16 protein-coding genes are annotated in these 19,286 nt (G+C 61.7%); 4 read left to right on the plus strand and 12 right to left on the minus strand.

Features of this window, described 5'->3' with window-relative positions:
* Nucleotides 1-113: 113 nt before the first annotated feature.
* Together JZX88_RS01015 and JZX88_RS01020 are read right to left on the minus strand one after the other, a co-directional pair.
* Nucleotides 114-1,466, minus strand: a complete 1,353-nt coding sequence (locus JZX88_RS01015) for a bifunctional diguanylate cyclase/phosphodiesterase (protein ID WP_174030761.1) — start codon at nucleotides 1,464-1,466, stop codon at nucleotides 114-116.
* Nucleotides 1,467-1,650: 184 nt separating this feature from the next.
* Entirely contained in the window at nucleotides 1,651-3,270 is a 1,620-nt protein-coding gene (locus JZX88_RS01020) for a response regulator (RefSeq protein ID WP_206912607.1), read from the minus strand.
* 407 nt (nucleotides 3,271-3,677) lie between these two features.
* Between JZX88_RS01020 and mutL the strand changes: the two genes are divergently transcribed.
* Together mutL and JZX88_RS01030 are read left to right on the plus strand one after the other, a co-directional pair.
* On the plus strand, nucleotides 3,678-5,510 hold the full coding sequence (mutL, locus tag JZX88_RS01025) for a DNA mismatch repair endonuclease MutL (RefSeq protein WP_206912608.1): 1,833 nt from the start codon (nucleotides 3,678-3,680) through the stop codon (nucleotides 5,508-5,510).
* Nucleotides 5,511-5,661: 151 nt separating this feature from the next.
* Nucleotides 5,662-5,883, plus strand: a complete 222-nt coding sequence (locus tag JZX88_RS01030) for a DUF2093 domain-containing protein (protein WP_065114985.1) — start codon at nucleotides 5,662-5,664, stop codon at nucleotides 5,881-5,883.
* A 202-nt stretch (nucleotides 5,884-6,085) separates the two neighbouring features.
* Here JZX88_RS01030 and lpxK read toward each other — a convergent pair whose 3' ends face one another.
* The 6 genes from lpxK to JZX88_RS01060 form a co-directional block, all read right to left on the minus strand.
* Nucleotides 6,086-7,132, minus strand: coding sequence for a tetraacyldisaccharide 4'-kinase (gene lpxK, locus JZX88_RS01035; protein ID WP_206912276.1), 1,047 nt, complete (start codon nucleotides 7,130-7,132; stop codon nucleotides 6,086-6,088).
* Between the two features lie 352 nt (nucleotides 7,133-7,484).
* Nucleotides 7,485-8,222 (minus strand): HAD family hydrolase, encoded by a 738-nt coding sequence (locus JZX88_RS01040; protein WP_206912278.1) that lies wholly within the window; start codon nucleotides 8,220-8,222, stop codon nucleotides 7,485-7,487.
* On the minus strand, nucleotides 8,216-9,538 hold the full coding sequence (gene waaA, locus JZX88_RS01045; RefSeq protein ID WP_065114982.1) for a lipid IV(A) 3-deoxy-D-manno-octulosonic acid transferase: 1,323 nt from the start codon (nucleotides 9,536-9,538) through the stop codon (nucleotides 8,216-8,218). Before waaA ends, JZX88_RS01040 begins: the two co-directional genes overlap by 7 nt.
* Nucleotides 9,539-9,753: 215 nt before the next feature.
* Complete coding sequence (locus tag JZX88_RS01050; RefSeq protein WP_065116138.1) at nucleotides 9,754-9,993, minus strand: DUF4170 domain-containing protein; 240 nt, start codon at nucleotides 9,991-9,993, stop codon at nucleotides 9,754-9,756.
* A 61-nt stretch (nucleotides 9,994-10,054) separates the two neighbouring features.
* Nucleotides 10,055-10,861, minus strand: a complete 807-nt coding sequence (locus JZX88_RS01055) for a 3'(2'),5'-bisphosphate nucleotidase CysQ (RefSeq protein WP_065114981.1) — start codon at nucleotides 10,859-10,861, stop codon at nucleotides 10,055-10,057.
* A gap of 94 nt (nucleotides 10,862-10,955) precedes the next feature.
* A complete protein-coding gene (locus tag JZX88_RS01060) occupies nucleotides 10,956-12,302 on the minus strand; it encodes a TldD/PmbA family protein (protein WP_110757254.1) in 1,347 nt (448 codons plus the stop codon).
* 116 nt (nucleotides 12,303-12,418) lie between these two features.
* Between JZX88_RS01060 and JZX88_RS01065 the strand changes: the two genes are divergently transcribed.
* Nucleotides 12,419-14,251 (plus strand): monovalent cation:proton antiporter-2 (CPA2) family protein, encoded by a 1,833-nt coding sequence (locus JZX88_RS01065; protein ID WP_065114980.1) that lies wholly within the window; start codon nucleotides 12,419-12,421, stop codon nucleotides 14,249-14,251.
* A gap of 110 nt (nucleotides 14,252-14,361) precedes the next feature.
* On the opposite strand, the gene JZX88_RS01070 is transcribed toward JZX88_RS01065, so the two are convergent.
* The 3 genes from JZX88_RS01070 to JZX88_RS01080 form a co-directional block, all read right to left on the minus strand.
* Nucleotides 14,362-15,288 (minus strand): patatin-like phospholipase family protein, encoded by a 927-nt coding sequence (locus JZX88_RS01070; RefSeq protein WP_174030753.1) that lies wholly within the window; start codon nucleotides 15,286-15,288, stop codon nucleotides 14,362-14,364.
* Nucleotides 15,289-15,475: 187 nt separating this feature from the next.
* On the minus strand, nucleotides 15,476-16,033 hold the full coding sequence (gene rsmD, locus JZX88_RS01075; RefSeq protein WP_065114978.1) for a 16S rRNA (guanine(966)-N(2))-methyltransferase RsmD: 558 nt from the start codon (nucleotides 16,031-16,033) through the stop codon (nucleotides 15,476-15,478).
* The gene (locus JZX88_RS01080) at nucleotides 16,014-17,921 is read right to left on the minus strand and encodes a pseudouridine synthase (protein ID WP_174030751.1); all 1,908 of its coding nucleotides are present in this window, start codon (nucleotides 17,919-17,921) and stop codon (nucleotides 16,014-16,016) included. Before JZX88_RS01080 ends, rsmD begins: the two co-directional genes overlap by 20 nt.
* Nucleotides 17,922-17,992: 71 nt before the next feature.
* Between JZX88_RS01080 and JZX88_RS01085 the strand changes: the two genes are divergently transcribed.
* Entirely contained in the window at nucleotides 17,993-18,451 is a 459-nt protein-coding gene (locus JZX88_RS01085) for a nucleoside deaminase (RefSeq protein ID WP_065114976.1), read from the plus strand.
* 61 nt (nucleotides 18,452-18,512) lie between these two features.
* Here JZX88_RS01085 and JZX88_RS01090 read toward each other — a convergent pair whose 3' ends face one another.
* On the minus strand, nucleotides 18,513-19,157 hold the full coding sequence (locus JZX88_RS01090) for a hypothetical protein (RefSeq protein WP_065114975.1): 645 nt from the start codon (nucleotides 19,155-19,157) through the stop codon (nucleotides 18,513-18,515).
* Nucleotides 19,158-19,286: the final 129 nt, after the last annotated feature.

Below are 19,286 nucleotides of genomic sequence, written 5' to 3' on the forward strand. Positions count from 1 at the left end.
ACTTCCCTCATTCCTTTGCATGTCAGCGGAATGAGGGTTGTGGGGATACGCCGGCGCATACAAGCCTGTCCGGGATACTGCGCCGCCAAGCGTCGCTGCGAGGCCGCACCGTCTCAGGAAATATCCGACAATATCTCGCGATAGTTCTCGTGCAGATACCGCTGGGTCGCGGCGGCATCGGCCGGCCGGCCGTAGAAATAACCCTGCCCCATGGCGCAGCCAAGCGCGCGCAGCTTTTCCTCTTCCACCCGTTCCTCGATCCCTTCGGCCACGACTTCGAGATCGAGACCGTCGCACATGGCGACGATGGCCTTGATGATATGTTCCGAGGGACGATCGCTGCTGATGCGCGAGACGAAGGCGCGGTCGATCTTCACCTTGTCGAAGGTGAAGTCGCGCAGGCGGCCAAGGCTCGACTGGCCAGTGCCGAAATCGTCAAGGGAAATGCGAACGCCGGCGCTCTGCAATTCGCTGATGATGCGTTGCGCGGTATCGGCTGAAGTCATGACGGCCGTTTCGGTGATCTCCAGTTCCAGCCGGTGCGGGTCGAGGCCGACGCGGGAAAGGATGGAGAGAATATTGTCCGCCGTGCTCGGGTCCATCAATTGCGCTGACGACAGGTTGAAGGACAGGAAGAGTTCACGCGGCCAGAACAGGGCCGCTTCCGCCGCCTTTCGGAGCAAAGCTTCCGACAACGCGTCGATGAAACCGCGTTCTTCGGCAAGCGGCACGAAAACGGCGGGCGATACGAAACCGAGATCGGGATCGTTCCAGCGGGCCAGCGCCTCGAAACCGATGACCTTCGCCTCTTCCAGCCGGACGATGGGCTGGAAATGCACGTCGATCGCGTCGGTGATGATGGCGTTTCTGAGCGCCTGCTCCAGCTGCGTGGCGCGCTTCATTTCCTGGGCGATCTCACGCGAATAGACCGTTATCTGGCCACGGCCGCGCCGTTTTGAGCGATAAAGCGCCGTCTCGGCGCTTTTCAGCAGATCCTCGAAATCATCGCCGGCAAAGGGATAGATGGCAAAACCGAAGGAAGAGGAGAGCCGGACGTTGCGGTCACCAAGATCGTAAGGGGCGGAAAGCACGTCCTTGATCATGTTGCCGATACGCTCCGCGCCGGTGCGTTCGAACACCAAAGGCAGGACGAAGGCGAATTCGTCTCCGTCATGGCGCGTCACGACGGCGCCATCGGGAATGCAGGCCTTCAGCCGGTGCGCAACCTGACACAGGATTTCATCGCCCGCCTGAACGCCGAAAAGATCATTGATGGGTTTGAAGCCGTCTATATTGGCAATGCCGACCGTGAAGGGCGCCGGGTCGCTGGAACGTTCGCTGGCCAGCATGCGAATCTTGTCCCGCAGACGGTAACGGTTGCCGAGCCCCGTCAGCGGATCGCTGTAGGCCATGGCCTGCAATTCGTTCTGGCTGACCTGCAACGATTGCGGCTCTGCCCGTTTCATTCCTGCATCTCGTGAATCCTGTGTCGACCGCGCTCACAATGCAGGGCAAGTATTAAAAAAACCATAGAGCCGCGGACCAAAATGCGGCGGCATTTCCCGAAAGTACACGGCGCGCGCAAAATGACCCCGGCGCGGCAAAGAATTGTATTTTCCCTTCACCGCCGCAACCAGGCGGCGGCGGGTATCAGGCATGAAGCCTAAGGGCATCCTTGCCGAAAAGCCGCAGGAAAACCGCCTCGACCATGTCGGGACTGACGGGTTTAAGCAACATGTCATTCATGCCGGACGCGAGGCATTTGTCCAGATCGCCCTCGAAGGCGTGGGTGATGACGCCGACGATGGGGATATGGTGCTCGCCAGCCAGTTCACGCATACGGCGGGCAACCTCGAAACCGTCGATATCGGCAAGCGTCGTGTCGAGCAGGACAACGGAGGGCGCCTGTTCCTTGAAAAGACGCAGGGCCTCCTCACCCGTGATGGCAAGCCGCCAGGAAAGCCCCAACCCTTCCAGTATCTGCGAAAAGACGATCTGGTTGACCCGGTTATCCTCAACGAGAAGTATCTCGCAGACGCCACCCGTCTTGAGGATATCGGGCAGGTCTTCCGTCATGATCTCCCAGTCTTCCTCCGGCGATTTCTCGCCTGGCGACGACCTGAGGCCAACGGCGACATAATGCAGCAGGGAGGCATCGATCTCCCCTTCCTCGATGGTGACGACCGGCAGACCATGCGCAGCGGCGATATCGAGACATGTGACGCTCATCTGGGCATCGACGACGACGACGTCGATATTCACGCCGGCGGAAGCGGCGATATCGATGAATGCCCGCTGCTCCTGCTCGCTCGTCACCGCCGCATGATCCATGCCGCCGGCGGCAAGCCGGCGGCCGGCGGCTTCGGCAAAACGTCCGCTTTCGGACACGATGAGGACCGCCTTGCTTTTCAGCAGGTCTTTTGCCGGATCGCCCTCGTCGCCCCTGCCATAGGTCGAGGCGACGAAGGCAACATGTTCAAGCGAGGGAATGACGGGCCTGCCGCTCGCATCGACGGTGGCAAGTGCCGTGACATCCTCCATCGTCGTCACCAGAAAATGCCGGCCCGGACGGCCCACACGCTGCTTGCGGGTAATCGTCAGCACTTCCTCGCCATTGAGGCGTCTCACCCTTTCGGGAATGAGGCTCGATGTGCCGCTGTCCATCACCATGCGGTCGGCCGCGTCGATCTGCGCGGCGACCTTGCGCGAATGCAGATCGAACACCGTCTTGCCGAGAATGCTCTCCGCACTGGTTTCGACCATGGCGCAAGCGGATTTGTTCACGGCCGCATAGGCCATGTTCCTGTCCTTGACGAAGACGGGAAACGGCAGATTGTCGAGGATGTCCTCGATCAGCTGCACCCGTTCAAGGTCGATGCGCCACTGTTCTTCCCTTTTCTTCTGTTCGGAAATATCGGCGACGACACTGATGCCGAGCCCGGAAGGCAGGCGGTTCATGACGAAGCGCAGGAAGCGCTCTCCCTTCAGGCGTTCGGTCTTTTCCGATCTTTCCTTCCAGTGCAGCGCCAGCCGCTCGCCGATCCATTCGTCCCGCCCAAGCTGGCGGGCATTGGCGGCAAGGTTTTCCGTCTCGAGCAGGTAGCAATCATAGAGCGCGCTCAGATAATCGCGCAGCCGCGCACCGGGGCCGACAACGGCCTCTTCCAGCGGGAAAAAACTCATGAGTTTCCGGCTTGCGAAAATAATGTGATCGTTACGGTCGTAAACGACGATCGCCGCGCCAAGCGCGTCGCAAAGGGCATCAAGCATCACCGTATGAACGCCCGCGCCAGAGGACGCCAAATCACTCAACTGCAAACTCCCGCCTGTTTTAATGGGTCAGGCTTATGTTTCTAATGGAATCGTTCAGGGCAGATGCCGGGATGAAACGACAAATTCCGAAAAAGAGACATCAGGGTTCGCCACTTGAAGCAGTCTTGAGGAGAAGATGACGTTCACCCATAATCGACGTCACACACCACCCGAAAAGGGGGCCTCTTTCCTGCGGTCATTTCAAGCCGCCCCACCATAATCAAGGCCGATTAAAGGCGGATTAACGCTTACCCGGGTGTTGACGGAAATGATCAAATGCCCGGAAACCCGCAAAACATGTGCAAATTTCCGCAGCCCGGGTTTTTTACTTTCGAAGCAGCCGCGAATCCGCGAAAATGACGATCATGGCCATCAAGCAGCTTTCAGAAACCCTCATCAACCAGATCGCCGCCGGCGAGGTCATCGAAAGACCGTCCAGCGCCACGAAGGAACTGGTGGAAAACGCCATCGACGCGGGCGCGACCCGCATCGAGATCGCCACTGCGGGTGGCGGCAAGGGGCTGGTGCGGATTACCGACAACGGCTCCGGCATGTCGCCTGCCGATCTGGAGCTTGCGGTCAGGCGTCACTGCACCTCGAAAATTTCCGATACGCTGGATGATATCCGCACGCTCGGGTTTCGCGGCGAGGCGCTGCCCTCCATCGGCTCCGTCGCCAAGCTGACGATTACCAGCCGCCAACAGGGCGCGGAACAGGGCTCGGTGATTTCCGTCACCGGCGGCAGGGTTTCGGATGTGCGGCCCGCCGCCTCGAATGCCGGCACCATCGTCGAGGTACGCGACCTGTTCTTTGCCACGCCAGCACGGCTGAAATTCCTGAAGACGGAACGCGCCGAGGCGGCCGCGATCACCGAGGTCGTCAAGCGCATGGCGATCGCCTTTCCGCATATCCGCTTCGTGCTGTCAGGCACGGACCGTTCGACGCTCGAAATCCCCTCCACGGGCGACGATCATCTCGCCCGCATGGCGCAAATCCTCGGCGCGGAATTCAAGGACAACGCCATCGAGATCGATGCCGGACGCGAGGATGTGACGCTGACCGGCTTTGCCGGCGTGCCGACCTTCAATCGCGGCAACTCGGCGCATCAATATGTCTTCGTCAACGGTCGCCCGGTGCAGGACAAGCTGCTTTTATCCGCCATTCGCGGCGCCTATGCCGAAACCGTGCCGCATGGACGATATCCGGTCGCGGTGCTGTCCATCACGCTCGACCCCGCCTTTGTGGATGTGAACGTGCATCCGGCGAAATCCGACGTGCGTTTTCGCGACCCCGGCCTCATTCGCGGGCTGATCGTCGGTGCGATCCGGCAGGCGCTGACGCGCGACGGCGACAGGGCTGCGACAACGGGCGCCAGCCAGATGATGAACGCCTTCCGCCCCGGCTATAGCCCGTCCGGCCTGCGGCCCTCGCCTTCCATGCCGGCTTCCGCGCCATGGTCTGCCGCCACCTCGCCTTCGCGGCCGCTTACCGTTTCCGGGGACATGCAATTTGCGGAAGCGGTGCAATCGCGCTTTTCCGACATCACCATGCCGACAGCGCGGGCCGAACCGCGTGAGGTTTACGAAGCCGCCGCAGCCCCCTCGCCCGAACCGGTGCTCTACCCGCTCGGAGCCGCAAGGGCGCAGCTGCATGAGAACTACATCATCGCGCAGACGGAAAACGGCCTCGTCATCGTCGACCAGCATGCCGCGCATGAGCGGCTGGTGTTCGAGGAAATGCGCAATGCGCTGCATTCCAGGCGGCCACCTTCGCAGGTGCTGCTCATTCCTGAGATCATCGATCTGCCGGAAGAGGATTGCGACCGGCTGATGGATCATGCCGCCGGCTTCGATGCGCTGGGCCTCGTCATCGAGCGTTTCGGTCCGGGCGCGGTCGCCGTCCGGGAAACGCCGGCCATGCTGGGCGAGGTCAATGTGCAGGGGCTGGTGCGCCAGCTTGCCGACGAGATCGCCGAATGGGATGCGGCCTCCACGCTGGCCAACAAGCTGGAATATGTCGCCGCCACCATGGCCTGCCACGGTTCCGTGCGTTCCGGCCGGCGCATGCGGCCGGAAGAAATGAACGCGCTTTTGCGGCAAATGGAAAACACGCCGGGCTCGGGACAGTGCAATCATGGCCGTCCGACCTATATCGAACTGAAACTTTCCGATATAGAACGGCTCTTCGGCCGAAGCTGACGCCTTCATTAAATGGCAGGCGGGCGGGGCTGGCCTTGCGCCGCGCCGGACTATATAAATTCAGGACACTGGAGCATCCGGATTGTTCAGGAGAACGCTACGCCGTTTCGGACTGGGTGCCCTGACAGGACAGAGCAGGAGACGAAAACGGATGAACAGATTTGAAGGAGGCGGCAACCGCCTCGCCGTCATCGAATATCTCGACGGTGACTTCCGCATCGTCCAGACCGGCTCGCATGTCATCTGCGCCATCACCGGCAAGGCCGTTCCGCTCGATGAATTACGCTACTGGAGCGTGGCGCGACAGGAAGCCTATTTGGATGCGGCGGCTTCGCTGGAGGCCGAGCAGAAGGCTGGCAATTTGCCGGCGTGAGTTGGGAAGCGGCGTGCTGACGCGTTTCAATGTTAAGCGGCTTTCTCAGGAGCCGTTGCAGAGGCGGCTGACACCCTCACTCGACGTCATCCTCGGCCTTGCGCCGAGGATCTGCTGATGTCTCATAAATCGATAGGTTGCAGATGCTCGGGACAGGCCCGAGCATGACGGAGGAGAGGTTTCCGGACCTTGCCGACAACCTCTAAAATGACGACCGGGCATTTTCCCGCAGCAGGCGGGCGCGGCAATGCTGGATTGCGGCATCGATGATCGTCGCGGCCGCGTTGGGGTCATCGAACACCATGTCGATCTCGATCACCAGGCTGTTCCACAGTAATTCTTCCGCCCGGCCGTGGTGCCCGTTAAGCCGAACGGCGTCCTTGGCGGTCGTCACCAGCTGCAAGTTCTGCCTGCCTGCATCCTGCAGAAGATCGGCGATCTCATCGTCGCTGAAGTGGTGATGATCCGGGAAAGAGCGCTGCAGCACGATATCGCCGCCAAGCGCCTCGACGGTTCTGAAAAACTTGGCCGGATCGGCGATACCGGCATAGGCCAGCACGCGCCTTCCCCTGAAATCCTGCGGCTCCTGTGGCGTGATCGCCGCCACGAAGACGGGTTTGGCGGCCTTTGCCGCCTGTCTCACAAGCGGATCGGCGGCATGGCCGTTGCCAACCTTCAAAAGACCGGTCATCTGCCGCATCTGCTCGGCCAGCGGCGCCCTGACGGGGCCACCCGGCACGAGATGGCCATTGCCGATACCGCGTACCGTATCGATGACGACAAGCGCATAATCGAGCGTCAGGCGCGCGCTCTGGAAACCGTCATCCATGATGATGAGATCGACGCCCTCCTTCACCAGCCGGTGTGCGCCTTCCACGCGCCGGCGTGAAATCACCGTCACCGCCTCACGCGCCAGAAGCAGCGGCTCATCGCCGACATCGGCGGAGCGGTGGTGCTGTGGATCGACAAGGGTGGTGACATCAAGCGTGCCGCCATAACCGCGGCTGAGGAAACCGGGTTTCATTCCCTTGGCAACGGCGGCCCGGGCGATTGCTATCGCGGTCGGTGTCTTGCCTGCACCGCCGACCGTGAAATTGCCGATGCAGATCACGGGGACGGCAACGCTTGCCCGTTTCGCCGTTCGCATCCGCCGTCCGGCGACCTTGCCGTAGAGAAGCGAGAAAGGCGACAGGAGCCATGCCTGCCAGCCCGCTTTCTGCCACCAGAAGGGCGGCGCCTCAGAAACCATCTATTTCCGCTCCCGGCCGCGTCGCCCACGGCATTCGTTCGGATGTTATACGTCAGGGGTTGTTTGCCAGAAAAAACCGTAAATTGCAAAATCGGAATAGACGGGTTTCACGCATCGGTCCGACACGGGCTGCCGTGCTTCAACACGGAGCTTCAAACTGAGCGCCGCGATATCCATTCTATCGTCATACCGGCCTCGAGCCGGTATCCAGCCAAACCAAGTCCTTGGGCTGAGAAAAGTCCTTTCGTCGGGCAGACGCCCGTCGGCTGGATACCGGCTCAGGGCCGGTATGACGGGACATAGAGAGGGCCGCGACAATGAAAGGCGCGCGGAAAGCCGCGCGCTTACCGCTTCAAACAACCCGTTCCGGCAGCAGGGCTTCAAGCGCGGTAATATCGTCAAGACAATAATCCGCATCCGCGCCGAGGCTTTCGCGGGAACCGGTTCCCGTCAGAACGGCGATGCGCAACCCCGCACCCGCGTTCCTCGCCATATGCAGATCGTGGTTATTGTCGCCGACAACAGCCACACGTTCCGGCGGGAATCCGATCGCCTCGCAGAAACCGAGAACCATGCCGGGCTGCGGCTTGGTGCCGTAACCGCTGTCATAACCCGCGACGAAATCGACATCGCTCTCGAAACCGAAGCGGATGGCCGTCTGGCGAATGGAATTTTCATTGTCGCTGGAGGCGATGCCGAGCTTGTAGCCGCGCGCCTTCAGCCGTGCGAAAAACGCCTTGAGATCGGTGACGGGCACGGATTTATCGGCGGCCTCGGTGAAGAGCCGATCGAGGCGCGCCGTCAGTTCGCCGACATCACAGGGCGAGCCGGCAGCGACCAGACCGGCGGCGATTTCCGCCGTATTGCCGGCGGCCAGCAGGCTGTCGGGCACCACATGGCCAGTGACGGGGTCCATGCCGCAGGCGATGAGAAGCCGGTCGGCAAGCGCCGCGTCGCCTTTGGCCGCGATCGCCGCAAGTTCGCGGTTCACCGGTCCCCAGCTGGCGTCATAACCTAAAAGCGTTCCGTCCTTGTCGAAAAGGACAGCGACAATCGACTGCGCCGCATCAAGTTCGATATCCGCTACCATGAACCGATGGCGCTCCGCGGTTGCAGCTTGGCCGAAACGGTAAGCGGATTGATATAGGGTTCCAGCGCCTTGACGGTGGAGGACAGCGCGCCGCGCATATCCTGAATGACGCGATTGCCCGCATCGATCATCTTGTAACGCTCATTGTCGTTGACCAGCAGATAATGCACTGCCTTGGCCAGCATCTCTATATCGCGGATGATACGACCACCGCCGGCGCGGATGAGCTTCTGATAGGCCTCGCGGAAATTCTGCACATGCGCGCCCGACAAAACGGCACAGCCGAGCATGGCCGGCTCCAGCGGGTTCTGCCCGCCTTCCGCCGTCAGCGACCGGCCGACGAAGGCAAGCTCGGTCAACCGCAGGTAAAGCCCCATTTCGCCGATGGAATCGCCAAGGAAAATATCGGTTTCCGGCGTGATCACGTCGTTGCGGCTACGGCGCGCCACCGTCAGTCCCATGCCCTTCAGCATGGCTTCCACATCGTCGCCACGCTCTGGATGGCGCGGCACGATGATGGTCAACTGACCGTTGCGCGACTTGATCGCCGCGTGCACGGTGGCTGCGGCCTTTTCTTCGCCGTCGAAGGTGGAGATCGCCGCCCAGGTCTTGCGGTTGCCGACCTGCTTGCGATAGGTCTCCAGCAGCGCCTCGTCGCAGGGCGGCGGGTCGGTATCGCCCTTGAGATTACCCGATATCACCACCGGCCAGGAGCCGAGATCGCGGAAACGCTCGGCATCGAGATCGGATTGCGCAACCACCAGCGCCAGCTTGGAAAACAGCGATTCCGCAATATCGTGCCGGTTTTTCCAGCGGTCGAAGGACCGGTCGGACAGACGGGCATTGACCCGGATCTGCGGGATATGCCGGCGCTCCAGCTCCATCATCGTCACCGGCCAGATTTCCGATTCAGCTGTTATGGCGGCATCCGGCGCCCAATAGGTGAGGAAGCGGTTGACCGCGATCTTGATATCGAGCGGCACATATTGGTGGATCACATCGTCGCCCAGCCGCGTGCGGGTCAGTTCGGCCGAGGTGACGGTGCCGGTAGTCAGGAGCACGAAAATGTCGCGTTTGCGGATTTCGCGGATCAGCGGAATGAGGGCAAGCGTTTCGCCCACGCTTGCGGCATGGAACCAGACGAGCGGCCCGCGCGGGCGCTCGGCGCTGGCATAACCGAAACGTTCGAAGCGGCGGCGCTTGTCTTCCTTGCCCTTTGCGGCCCGATAGGAAAGATAGGGCCGGGCAAAGGGATAGGCGGCAATACCGGCGATCCGGTAACCGGAAAGAGCGAAACGTGCGATACGGCTGCTCATGACATTCTGCCCTTGATCATTCCGCGCAATGCCCTTCCCCTGTTCTTGTTGTTATCGCCGCCTACTTCTTCTTAAATTGCGTCATTTTTTGTCATCGGAAACGAAAGCGCGATCACATTTTATCGTGCAGGAACTCCCGGCCTGCCGTTCTCAAGCAGGAATCACGGGAAAGCTCGCTTTCACCCAATAGTATTACAACGCAAGGGCAAAGGGACTCAATTTTTGTCGTCGGGATTGAGAAGACGGTGCATATGCACGATAAAATAACGCATATGGGCGTTATCGACAGTCATTTGCGCCTTGGACTTCCATGCCGTGAGCGCGGAAGCATAGTCTGGATAGATGCCGACGATATCGAGCGCCTTCAAATCCCGGAACTGAACATCCTGAAGGTTTTCCAGTTCGCCGCCGAAGACGAGGTGCAGCAGCTGTTTCGGTTTGCCGGATTCCGTCATGTCTTTATCTCTTTCTTGAACGCTGAGAGAGCCACCCATCTGCGGGATTTCCCGGCAAAGGTCAACTGTCAGACAGATGTGAAAACGCTTTCAAAAGTGCGGGCAGCGCATAATCTGCTGCAGCGCACAATGCGGGGTGGTTTACCTGGCGGCGATTATACATCAGGGGTTTTCCATCGAGGCCGACCAGCCGGCCGCCGGACCTTTCAAGGATAAGATCGGCAGCGGCAAGATCCCACTCATGCGAATTGGCCTTGACCAGCGTTCCGTCGATGCGGCCATCCGCCACCATTGCCAGCCGGTAGGCCAGCGACGGCACGTGCGGGATGCGCTTTACGCCGCTTCGCACCTCTTCCGGCAGATGCGAGATCACGTCTTCGGGCGCCGCCAGATGGAAGATGCCGGCATTTTCGCGCACGGCGAAAATGGGCTCTCCGTTCTTCAGTGCCTCACCACCTTCAAGTGCGGTAAACTCCTCGGCAAGCGCCGGTGCAACAAGAACACCCACCACCGGCCGTCCTTCATGCACCACCGCGACGCTGACGCACCAGGTATCCCTGCCGCCGATGAAGGCGCGGGTTCCGTCGATGGGATCGACAACGAAGACGGTGGAGCGGGAAAGCCTCCCGGTATCGTCATCCGTCTCTTCCGAAAGCCAGCCATAGTCCGGCCGGGCGGAGCGCAGGATGGTTTCGAGAATTTCGTTGGCGGCATAGTCAGCCGCGCTGACCGGTGAAAGCCCGCCATTCTTCCACCAGACCTCGGGGTCCTTGCGGAAGAAGCCGAGAGCCGTTTCGCCCGCCTTGCGCGCGGCTTTAAGGACCAGTCTCAGATCGGAGGCCCAGCGGGCCTCAGCCATATCGTTCATTTTGCCGTCTTTTCCGCGCGCCTTGCGCGGCGCGCCCGTTTTTCCCTTCGCACTTGCACATAAAGTGCCGGCGAAAACAACCCGCAGGCTTGGGTTACTTGCCCGCGATCGTCATGCCTTCGATGGCCAGCGTCGGTGCGGCAACGCCATATTTGCGGTCGATATCATTGGCCGGCGTAACCCGCATGAACATGTCCTTCAGGTTCGAGGCGATGGTCACCTCGGATACGGGGAAGGACTTTTCGCCATTCTCGATCCAGAAACCGCTCGCGCCGCAGCTGTATTCGCCCGTGATCATGTTGGCGCCATGGCCGATCAGCTCGGTGACGTAAAAGCCGGTTCCGACCTGCCGCAGCAAGTCCTCTGGCGAAATATCCCCCGGCTCCAGCGCCAGATTGGTGGAGGCCGGCGAAACCGAGGTGCCGCCGCGCACGCCGCGCCCGTTGGTTTCAAGGCCGAGTTCCCGCGCCGCCGAGGTGGAAAGGAACCAGTGCTTCAGCACTCCGTCCTCGATCATTACCATCTTCTCGCCCCGGACACCCTCGCCATCGAAGGGACGCGAGGACGGGCCGCGCACGATCTGCGGATCATCCGTAAGGTAAAGGCCCTTTTTCAGAACCTGCTGGCCCATTTTATCGCGCAGGAAGCTGGTCTTGCGGGCAACCGAGGCGCCATTGATGGCGCCGGCAATCGCACCGACAAAGCCGCGGGCGATGCGCGGATCGAAAACCACGGTGATATCGCTGCCGGTATCGACCTGACGCGGGCCGACGCGCCGCACCACTTTTTCACCGGCGCGGCGGCCAATCTCCTCGGCGGCGTCCAGATCGGCATAATAAAGCCGGCTGTCGAAATCGTAGTCGCGCTCCATCTTCGTGCCTTCGCCGGCGATGACGCTGACGGAACGGCTGAAGCGGCTGCCCATATAGCTGCCGGAAAAACCGTGCGACGTGGCAAGCACGAGGCCGCCCATGCCGCTCGATGCGCCGGCGCCCGAGGAATTGCTGACGCCCTTGACGCCGAGTGCCGCCTCTTCCGAGGCAAGGGCAGCCTCGCGCAGCTGATCGGCCGACACTTCCGTCGCGTCGAAAAGCTGGAGATCGTCATAGGATGTCGCCAGCCGTTCCTTGTCCGCAAGGCAGGCAAAGGGATCTTCCGGCGAGACCTTCGCCATGGCCACCGCCCGTTCGGCCAGCGTCTTCAGATCAAAGCCGGGATTGGCCGAAACGCTCGCCACCCGGCGGCCAACGAAGACGCGCAGGGAAAAATCGTCGCTTTCGGAGGATTCGGTGCTTTCCACCTTGCCGAGCCGCACACCGACCGATTGCGAGCGGGAGCGCACGACGACGGCATCCGCCTCATCCGCGCCGGCGGCACGGGCAAGATCGACAAGTTCGCTGGCGCGATCGAGAAGTTTGGAAGAATCTATTTCTGAGGACATGAGTTGGCCTTTCATTCCTGTTCCATTTATTGTGCCAGCAACCCCGCATCAAGGGCGAAACGCCGCTTTCTCCATTCGGACGGTATTGTCGCCACCCTATTCGAAAGTCCGCCCGCATGACCGAGCACGACGCTCTCTTTTCCGAACCCCTGCTGCTTCTGGCCGGCGCGGTCATCGCGGCCTCGGTTTTCCGCAAGCTCGGGCTGGGCACCGTGCTCGGTTATCTGGTGGCGGGCATCATCATCGGGCCGTTCCTGCATCTGGTCACGGATGCGAAGGACATCTTCAATGTCTCGGAACTGGGCGTGGTTTTCCTGCTCTTCATCATCGGTCTGGAACTGAAGCCATCGCGCATATGGCAGATGCGGCGCGATATTTTAGGTCTCGGGCTGGCGCAGGTGCTGGTGACCGGCAGCGTGCTGGCGGCCATTGCCTGGTGGGCGGGGCTGATCGATGCGCGCGGCAGCCTCGTTGCGGGCTTCGGTCTTGCGCTTTCCTCCACCGCCTTCGCGCTGCAAATCCTTGAAGATGACGGCGACATGAATACCCGGCACGGCAATCGGTCCTTTTCGATCCTGCTGTTTCAGGACCTCGCCATCGTACCGCTTCTCGCCCTCGTCACCATTCTTTCCAACCGGCCGGATGTGGCATCGGACTCGATGGTTTACGATCTCGTCGCCTCGGTCCTTGCGGTGGCGGGCATGGTGCTGGCCGGACGCTTCCTGCTGACACCGATGTTCCAGATCATCGCCCGCACGGGCGCACGCGAGGTAATGATCGCGGCGGCACTCTTCGTCGTCATCGGTGCGGCCGCCATCATGGAGGCTGTCGGGCTTTCCATGGGCATGGGAGCGCTGCTGGCGGGGCTGATGCTGTCGGAATCCTCCTACCGGCACGAGCTGGAAGCCGATATCGAGCCGTTTCGCGGACTGTTTCTGGCGTTGTTCTTCATGGCCGTCGGCATGTCGCTGCATGTCAACATCGTCTATGAGCACATTCTCCTCATCCTGATCGCCGTGCCGGCGATGATGGCGGTGAAGGCGGCGCTGATCTATGCTCTTTGCCGCATTGCCGGTTCCTCGCGTTATGCATCGAGCCGCATCGCGCTGCTTCTGGCGCAGGGCGGCGAATTCGGCTTCGTACTCTTCACCACGGCCGCAGCTTCGGGGCTGTTTCCGCAGGCGACCGCCTCGATCCTTGTTGCCGTCGTCACGCTTTCCATGGCGCTGACGCCGCTTCTGGCGGTGATTTCCCGCCGACTGACGGCGGAGGATGCGGAGGAGGACAAGCTGGAAGAGGATTTCGACGGCGCGGGTGCGGATGTGCTGATGATCGGTTTTTCCCGCTTCGGCCAGATCGCCTCGCAGATTCTTCTGGCCGGCGGACGCGACGTCACTGTCATCGACAGTTCCGCCGACCGTGTGCGCCAGGCTGCCCGTTTCGGTTTCCGTATCTTTTTCGGAGACGGCACCCGCAAGGACGTGCTGATCGCCGCCGGAATAGAGCGGGCCGATCTCGTGGCCGTCTGCACCCACAAGAAAGAGGTCACCGACCGCATCATCGACATGATCCAGTCGGAATTTCCCAGTGTGCGTATCTATGCCCGCTCCTATGATCGCGTCCATTCCCTGTCGCTGAGGAAAAAGGGCGTGGAATATGAAATCCGTGAAACGCTGGAATCCGGCTTGCTGTTCGGCAGGCGGATTCTGGAAGGGCTGGACATGGATGGCGAGCGGGCGCTGGCGATCTCCGACGATATTCGCGAACGTGACGAGGAACGGCTGCAGCTGCAGGCCGTGGAAGGCCTCGCCGCCGGCCGGCAGATGCTGCACAACAAGCCGGTGCGCGAAGTGAAGCCGGAGCCGCTGATGAAGCCGAAGAACAAGGCGGAGAAGCGGGAGGAGGAAGAAGGGGATATGGAGGACAGCGAGACGGAAGTGTCGTTGTGAATTCCACGTCAAGTCAGTGACTGGGAGCGCGCCGCGTGTTTCTTCTCCCCGCCGGGGAGAAGAAATCAGTGGCACCCGCTCGTTTCTGGAGAATACTCAAGGGAGAGCGCTCAGGCTTCCACGCCCTGCCCGCGATGAAACAGCTCCACCTGCATGTCGATCTGCCGTTTCAGATCGTCCTTGATGCCGGCGGAGGCGTTCAGCACCTCTTCCGACTTCAGGAAATCCAGCACGCCGAAACGGTGCACCGGCGGGCGCAGGAAGATATGCGGCGGGCGTAATCTGAGTTTCAGGGCAATCGCCGCCTGCATCATCAGCTGGCTGGCGCCGAACAGGCTGTCCAGACGGTTCGGCATGGTGGTGCCGTCGCCTTCCGGGCCGCCGACCACATCGATGCCGATGACGATATCGGCATGATCCAGCAGGTGCTCATAGGGAACGGGATTGAAGATGCCGCCATCGATCATGATGCGGCCATCGATGCGCACCGGCATGAACAGCGCCGGAATGGCGGCGGATGCCGCCAGCGCCTGGATAATCTCGCCGCTTTCCACCACCACTTCGGTCTGGGCGTAATAATCCGTCGTGACCACCTTCAGGGGAATGGCAAGCTCTGAGAAGTCCTTCGGCAAAGCCTGCGGCATCAAGGCATGGAGGATAAGCTCGAGATTGAACTGCCCGAGGCGAAAACCATCGACCGCGTGGCGCATGGATGCAGGCCCGAGGCTCCAGAGCCGGTTGGCGACCGAACCCTTGCGCCCCATGAGTTCGAGCGTGTATTCGCGGATTTCCCGGCCCGACATGCCTGCCGCCATGCCCGCGCCGATGATGGAGCCGATGGAGGAGCCGGACAACGCCACCGGCCGGATGCCGAGTTCGTCCAGCGCTTCGATGACATTGATGTGGCAGATGCCGCGTGCACCGCCACCGCCAAGTGCCAGCCCGAATGTCGGCTCGTGGCTGCCCGCACCATCGCCCTTGAGGACATCTTCCCCGGCGCGGACGACCGTGACGTTCTCGTTTACACCCTGATCCATGCGAATACCCAAACTCTCTCCGCGGAAAAGACTTTGCCTATTCGGCAAACAAGACAAGACCGTGGCGTGACGGGAAGGTGTTCCTGTTAGAGCGTTTCGCTTTTCCCAAGAATCGCCAAAACGCTCTAACTCTTTGTTCTGTCGCGTTTCCGGACGGAAACCGGTCTCCGCTTTTCCTGGAAATGCCCTAGGGCTCGTAGCGGTAGAAATGCATTTTCGTGTCACCGAAGATGCGGCTTTCGAGCGGTTTGAACGCTGCATCGACCTTCACCGTGACGTCGCCGCGCTCTTCCAGAATGGCGAGCGCGCCGGGTGTCAGCCAGCCGCCGCCATGCGCCGCCGCGAAAGCCTTTTCGCCATGGCCATGGCCATAGGGCGGATCGGCGAAGAGAAGATCGAAGGGCTCGATATTGTTGACGCCGCCGAGCTTGGTGGCGTCACGCCGCAGGATGCGGGCACGGCCATGCAGACCCAGCGCATCGATATTTTCCCAGAGCAGCCCCCTGCCCTCAACGCCGTTTTCGACGAAGAGCGCCACCCGGCACCCGCGCGACAGAGCCTCCAGCCCGACCGCGCCGGTTCCGGCGAAAACGTCCAGAACCCGCGTACCGTCAAGACTTTCCGGATAGGCGTGGCTCAGAATGTTGAAGAGGCTTTCCCGCGTCCTGTCGATGGTCGGACGAATGGAATTGGTTTTCGGCGCGGCCAAAGTCCGGCCGCGGAACTCACCGCCTACGATCCGCATTACGTGTCATTCCCCTGCCTCCAGAAGGTTTGCCACCCGGGCCTTTGCCGCCCGGCTTGCCGCCGCCGGGACCACCGGGGCCTTTGCTCTTGCCTGAGAAACCCGAACGTTCGCCACGCTCGCCCGATTTTCCGAAAGATGGCTTGCCGAAGCCGGGTTTACCGGCCGGCTTGCCGCCACGGGGCTTGTCTCCCGCCGGGCGCTCACCGCGTGGGCGGTCACCGTCTTCACGGGGCCTGTCGCGGAACGGCCGGTCACCGAAAGGTTTTTCGCCACGTGGACGGTCGCTGCGCGGGCGGTCACCCTCTTCGCGCGGCCTGTCACGGAACGGACGGTCGCCGAAAGCTTTGCCGCCGCGCGCCGGGCGGTCGCCGAAGCTCTTTTCACCGCGCGGACGATCCCCTTCTTCACGCGGCCTGTCGCGGAATGGCCGGTCGCCGAACGGCTTTGCGCCGCGTCCACCACGATCACCAAAGCTCTTTTCGCCACGCGGACGGTCGCCGCGTCCGCGACCGCCTTCTTCTTCGCGGGGGGAATCTGAGCGGATCCACTCGCCCTCGGCATCCGCATGCCGCACGACGTTGCGGCGCGCTTCGTCCTGGGCGGAAGGCTTCTTGAAGAGGTTTTCGGCTTCCGCACGGGCGGAAGACTTGCGTTCCTTGCCGTCACGGGTCGGCCTTGCACCGGGCGCCATCCAGACATTGGCCGTGCGGCTGGTGCCGGCCGGCTGGCGTGGGCGGCGGTCGTCGCCATCATCCTCGCTGCGGCCCTTGGCGCCAAATTTCCCGGCGGGCTTGGAGCCGAACTTGCCGGCTGGCTTGTCGCCACGCTTGGTATCGAGACGGCCGAGCGCCTTTTCGCGACGATCCTCAGGCTTGCCGCCCTTTTCGAAGCGCGGCTTGCCTTCCGGCGCATCGCTCTTTGCCCATTCGGATTTCACGGGCCGCTTCGGCGCGTTGTCTTCCTCATCCTCAACGGGCGCATTATAGATCGGCGCATCGAAATTGGCGCCCGCCTCTTCGATCAGGCGCGGGCCAAGCTGGTCGCGCAGCATGCGGCCACGCACTTCCAGCACCTTGCCCTCGGCCAGATCGCCAAGCTGGAACGGGCCGTAGGAAACGCGGATCAGGCGGTTGACCTCGAGACCCAGCGCGCCGAGCACGTTCTTGATCTCGCGGTTCTTGCCTTCGCGCAGGCCCATGCTGATCCAGACATTATGGCCCTGAGTACGGTCCAGCGTCGCGTCGATCGCGCCATAAAGCACGCCGTCGACGGCGATACCTTCCTTCAGCTTGTCGAGTGCGGCCTGATCGACCTCGCCATGGGCGCGCACGCGGTAGCGGCGCAGCCAGCCGGTGGTCGGTAGTTCCAGCACGCGGGAAAGACCGCCATCGTTTGTGAGCAGCAGCAGGCCTTCGGTATTGATATCGAGGCGGCCGATGGAGAGCACACGGGGCAGCTCGCCCGGCAGATTGTCGAAAACGGTCGGACGGCCTTCCGGGTCGGAATTGGTCGTCACCAGACCGGCGGGCTTGTGGTAGAGCCACAGTCGCGTGCGCTCGGCACCGCGAATCGGCATGCCGTCCACTTCGATCTTGTCGGACAGCGTGGCGTTGACCACCGGCGTATCCAGCTTGACGCCGTTCAGCGACACGCGGCCTTCCATGATCATGCGCTCGACATCGCGGCGCGAGGCGACACCGGCGCGCGCCATGATCTTGGAAATGCGCTCCGGCTTGCCACCGCCAACGGTTTCGGGCGCCGGGGCAGCCTTTGCCTCGGCCGGTTTCTTTTCACGCTCTGCGGCGGGCTTGCCGGGGCCTTTCGGCTTCCTGTCGCGGCTAAATGTCTTGCCACCGTCACGCTTCGGCTTGTCTTTAAAAGTCATTTGCTGTTTGCCTGTTGTTTGGGCTGTCCTATCAGGTCCAAGCACAAGGGTTAAGAGGAAATTGAAACGCAATGGCCGAAAGGACGCATTTCATGGAGCTGGCGCTTGCGGAAGCCCGAGCCGCGGCTGAGCGGCAGGAGGTTCCGATCGGCGCCGTACTGGTTCTGGACGGCCGCGTCATCGCCCGTTCCGGCAATCGCACCCGTGAATTGAACGATGTGACGGCTCACGCCGAAATCGCCGTGATCCGCATGGCCTGCGAGGCTCTGGGGCAGGAACGCCTGCCGGGCGCCGATCTCTACGTTACGCTGGAGCCCTGCACCATGTGCGCGGCGGCGATTTCATTCGCCCGTATCCGCCGGCTCTATTACGGCGCGCAGGACCCAAAGGGCGGCGCAGTGGAGAGTGGCGTGCGCTTCTTCAGCCAGCCGACATGCCACCATGCGCCGGATGTCTATTCGGGACTGGCGGAAAGCGAAAGTGCTGACATTCTGCGGCAGTTCTTTCGCGAGAAACGTCTCGAGGATTGAGCGGCGAGCGGGAGAGATGAAGCTTCCCGCCAGCCATCAGCCATTTTTTACCGGCCAGTTTTTACTGGAAAGGGTTCCACCAGCTCTTGCCGGTATTTGCCACGGCCGCTTCTTTCTTGCGGCGCTTTTCCTTCTTCTGTTCCGGCTCGCCAAGATCGGTCAGCTGATCCTGCGGAACACTGCGATATTCAGCCGGCGGGTCGGTAAGGAAGCGGCGCTGGGCATTGACGACGGAACCGCCCTGGGCGTCGGCCTTGGCCTTGCGGAAGGCTTCCCATTTCTGGCTTTCGGTCATCTGGCCAGCCGTGCCGTTGCCGGCAAGCAGCGGCGAGCGGTAATGCGGGTTGTTCTTGTTGGCGTCCGCCTCTTCGCGCAGGCGTTCGCGGGTTTCTTCCGGCGATTCGACCCATTGCGGATTGTTTTCGCGGTTCGCCATGTTCTGCTGCGGCGCGGCCAGCTGTTCGGCACGGGCCTGGGCGGGAACGACGAGGCCGGGGCGCGGGCTGTATTTCAGGTTACGCTTTTCCTGATCGTTGCCGGTGATCGAGGTCGCGCTGCCGAGATCGTCGACAAGCTGTTCAGCCGCCGTCTTGCCCGTACCGTAGGTCGGGCTCGTGCAGGCGCCCAGCAGCACGCCTATCGTCGTGACGCCAACAACCGTGCGAAACATGCCCAAACCCTGCGCATTACCCTGCATCGTCTTCATTGAAACCCTTCCAGCCGTCCGTCCCACTTCGCCAGACATCGTCTTTCGGCAGGCGGCAGCCCGCATTGCCGTGCAAATCCGGCCATTTTCAGGCAGATGTACCGGATGAAGAGGCAAAGCGCAATTCAT

The organism is Agrobacterium sp. OT33 (assembly GCF_017313365.1).
Classification (GTDB): Bacteria; Pseudomonadota; Alphaproteobacteria; order Rhizobiales; family Rhizobiaceae; genus Agrobacterium; species Agrobacterium rhizogenes_A.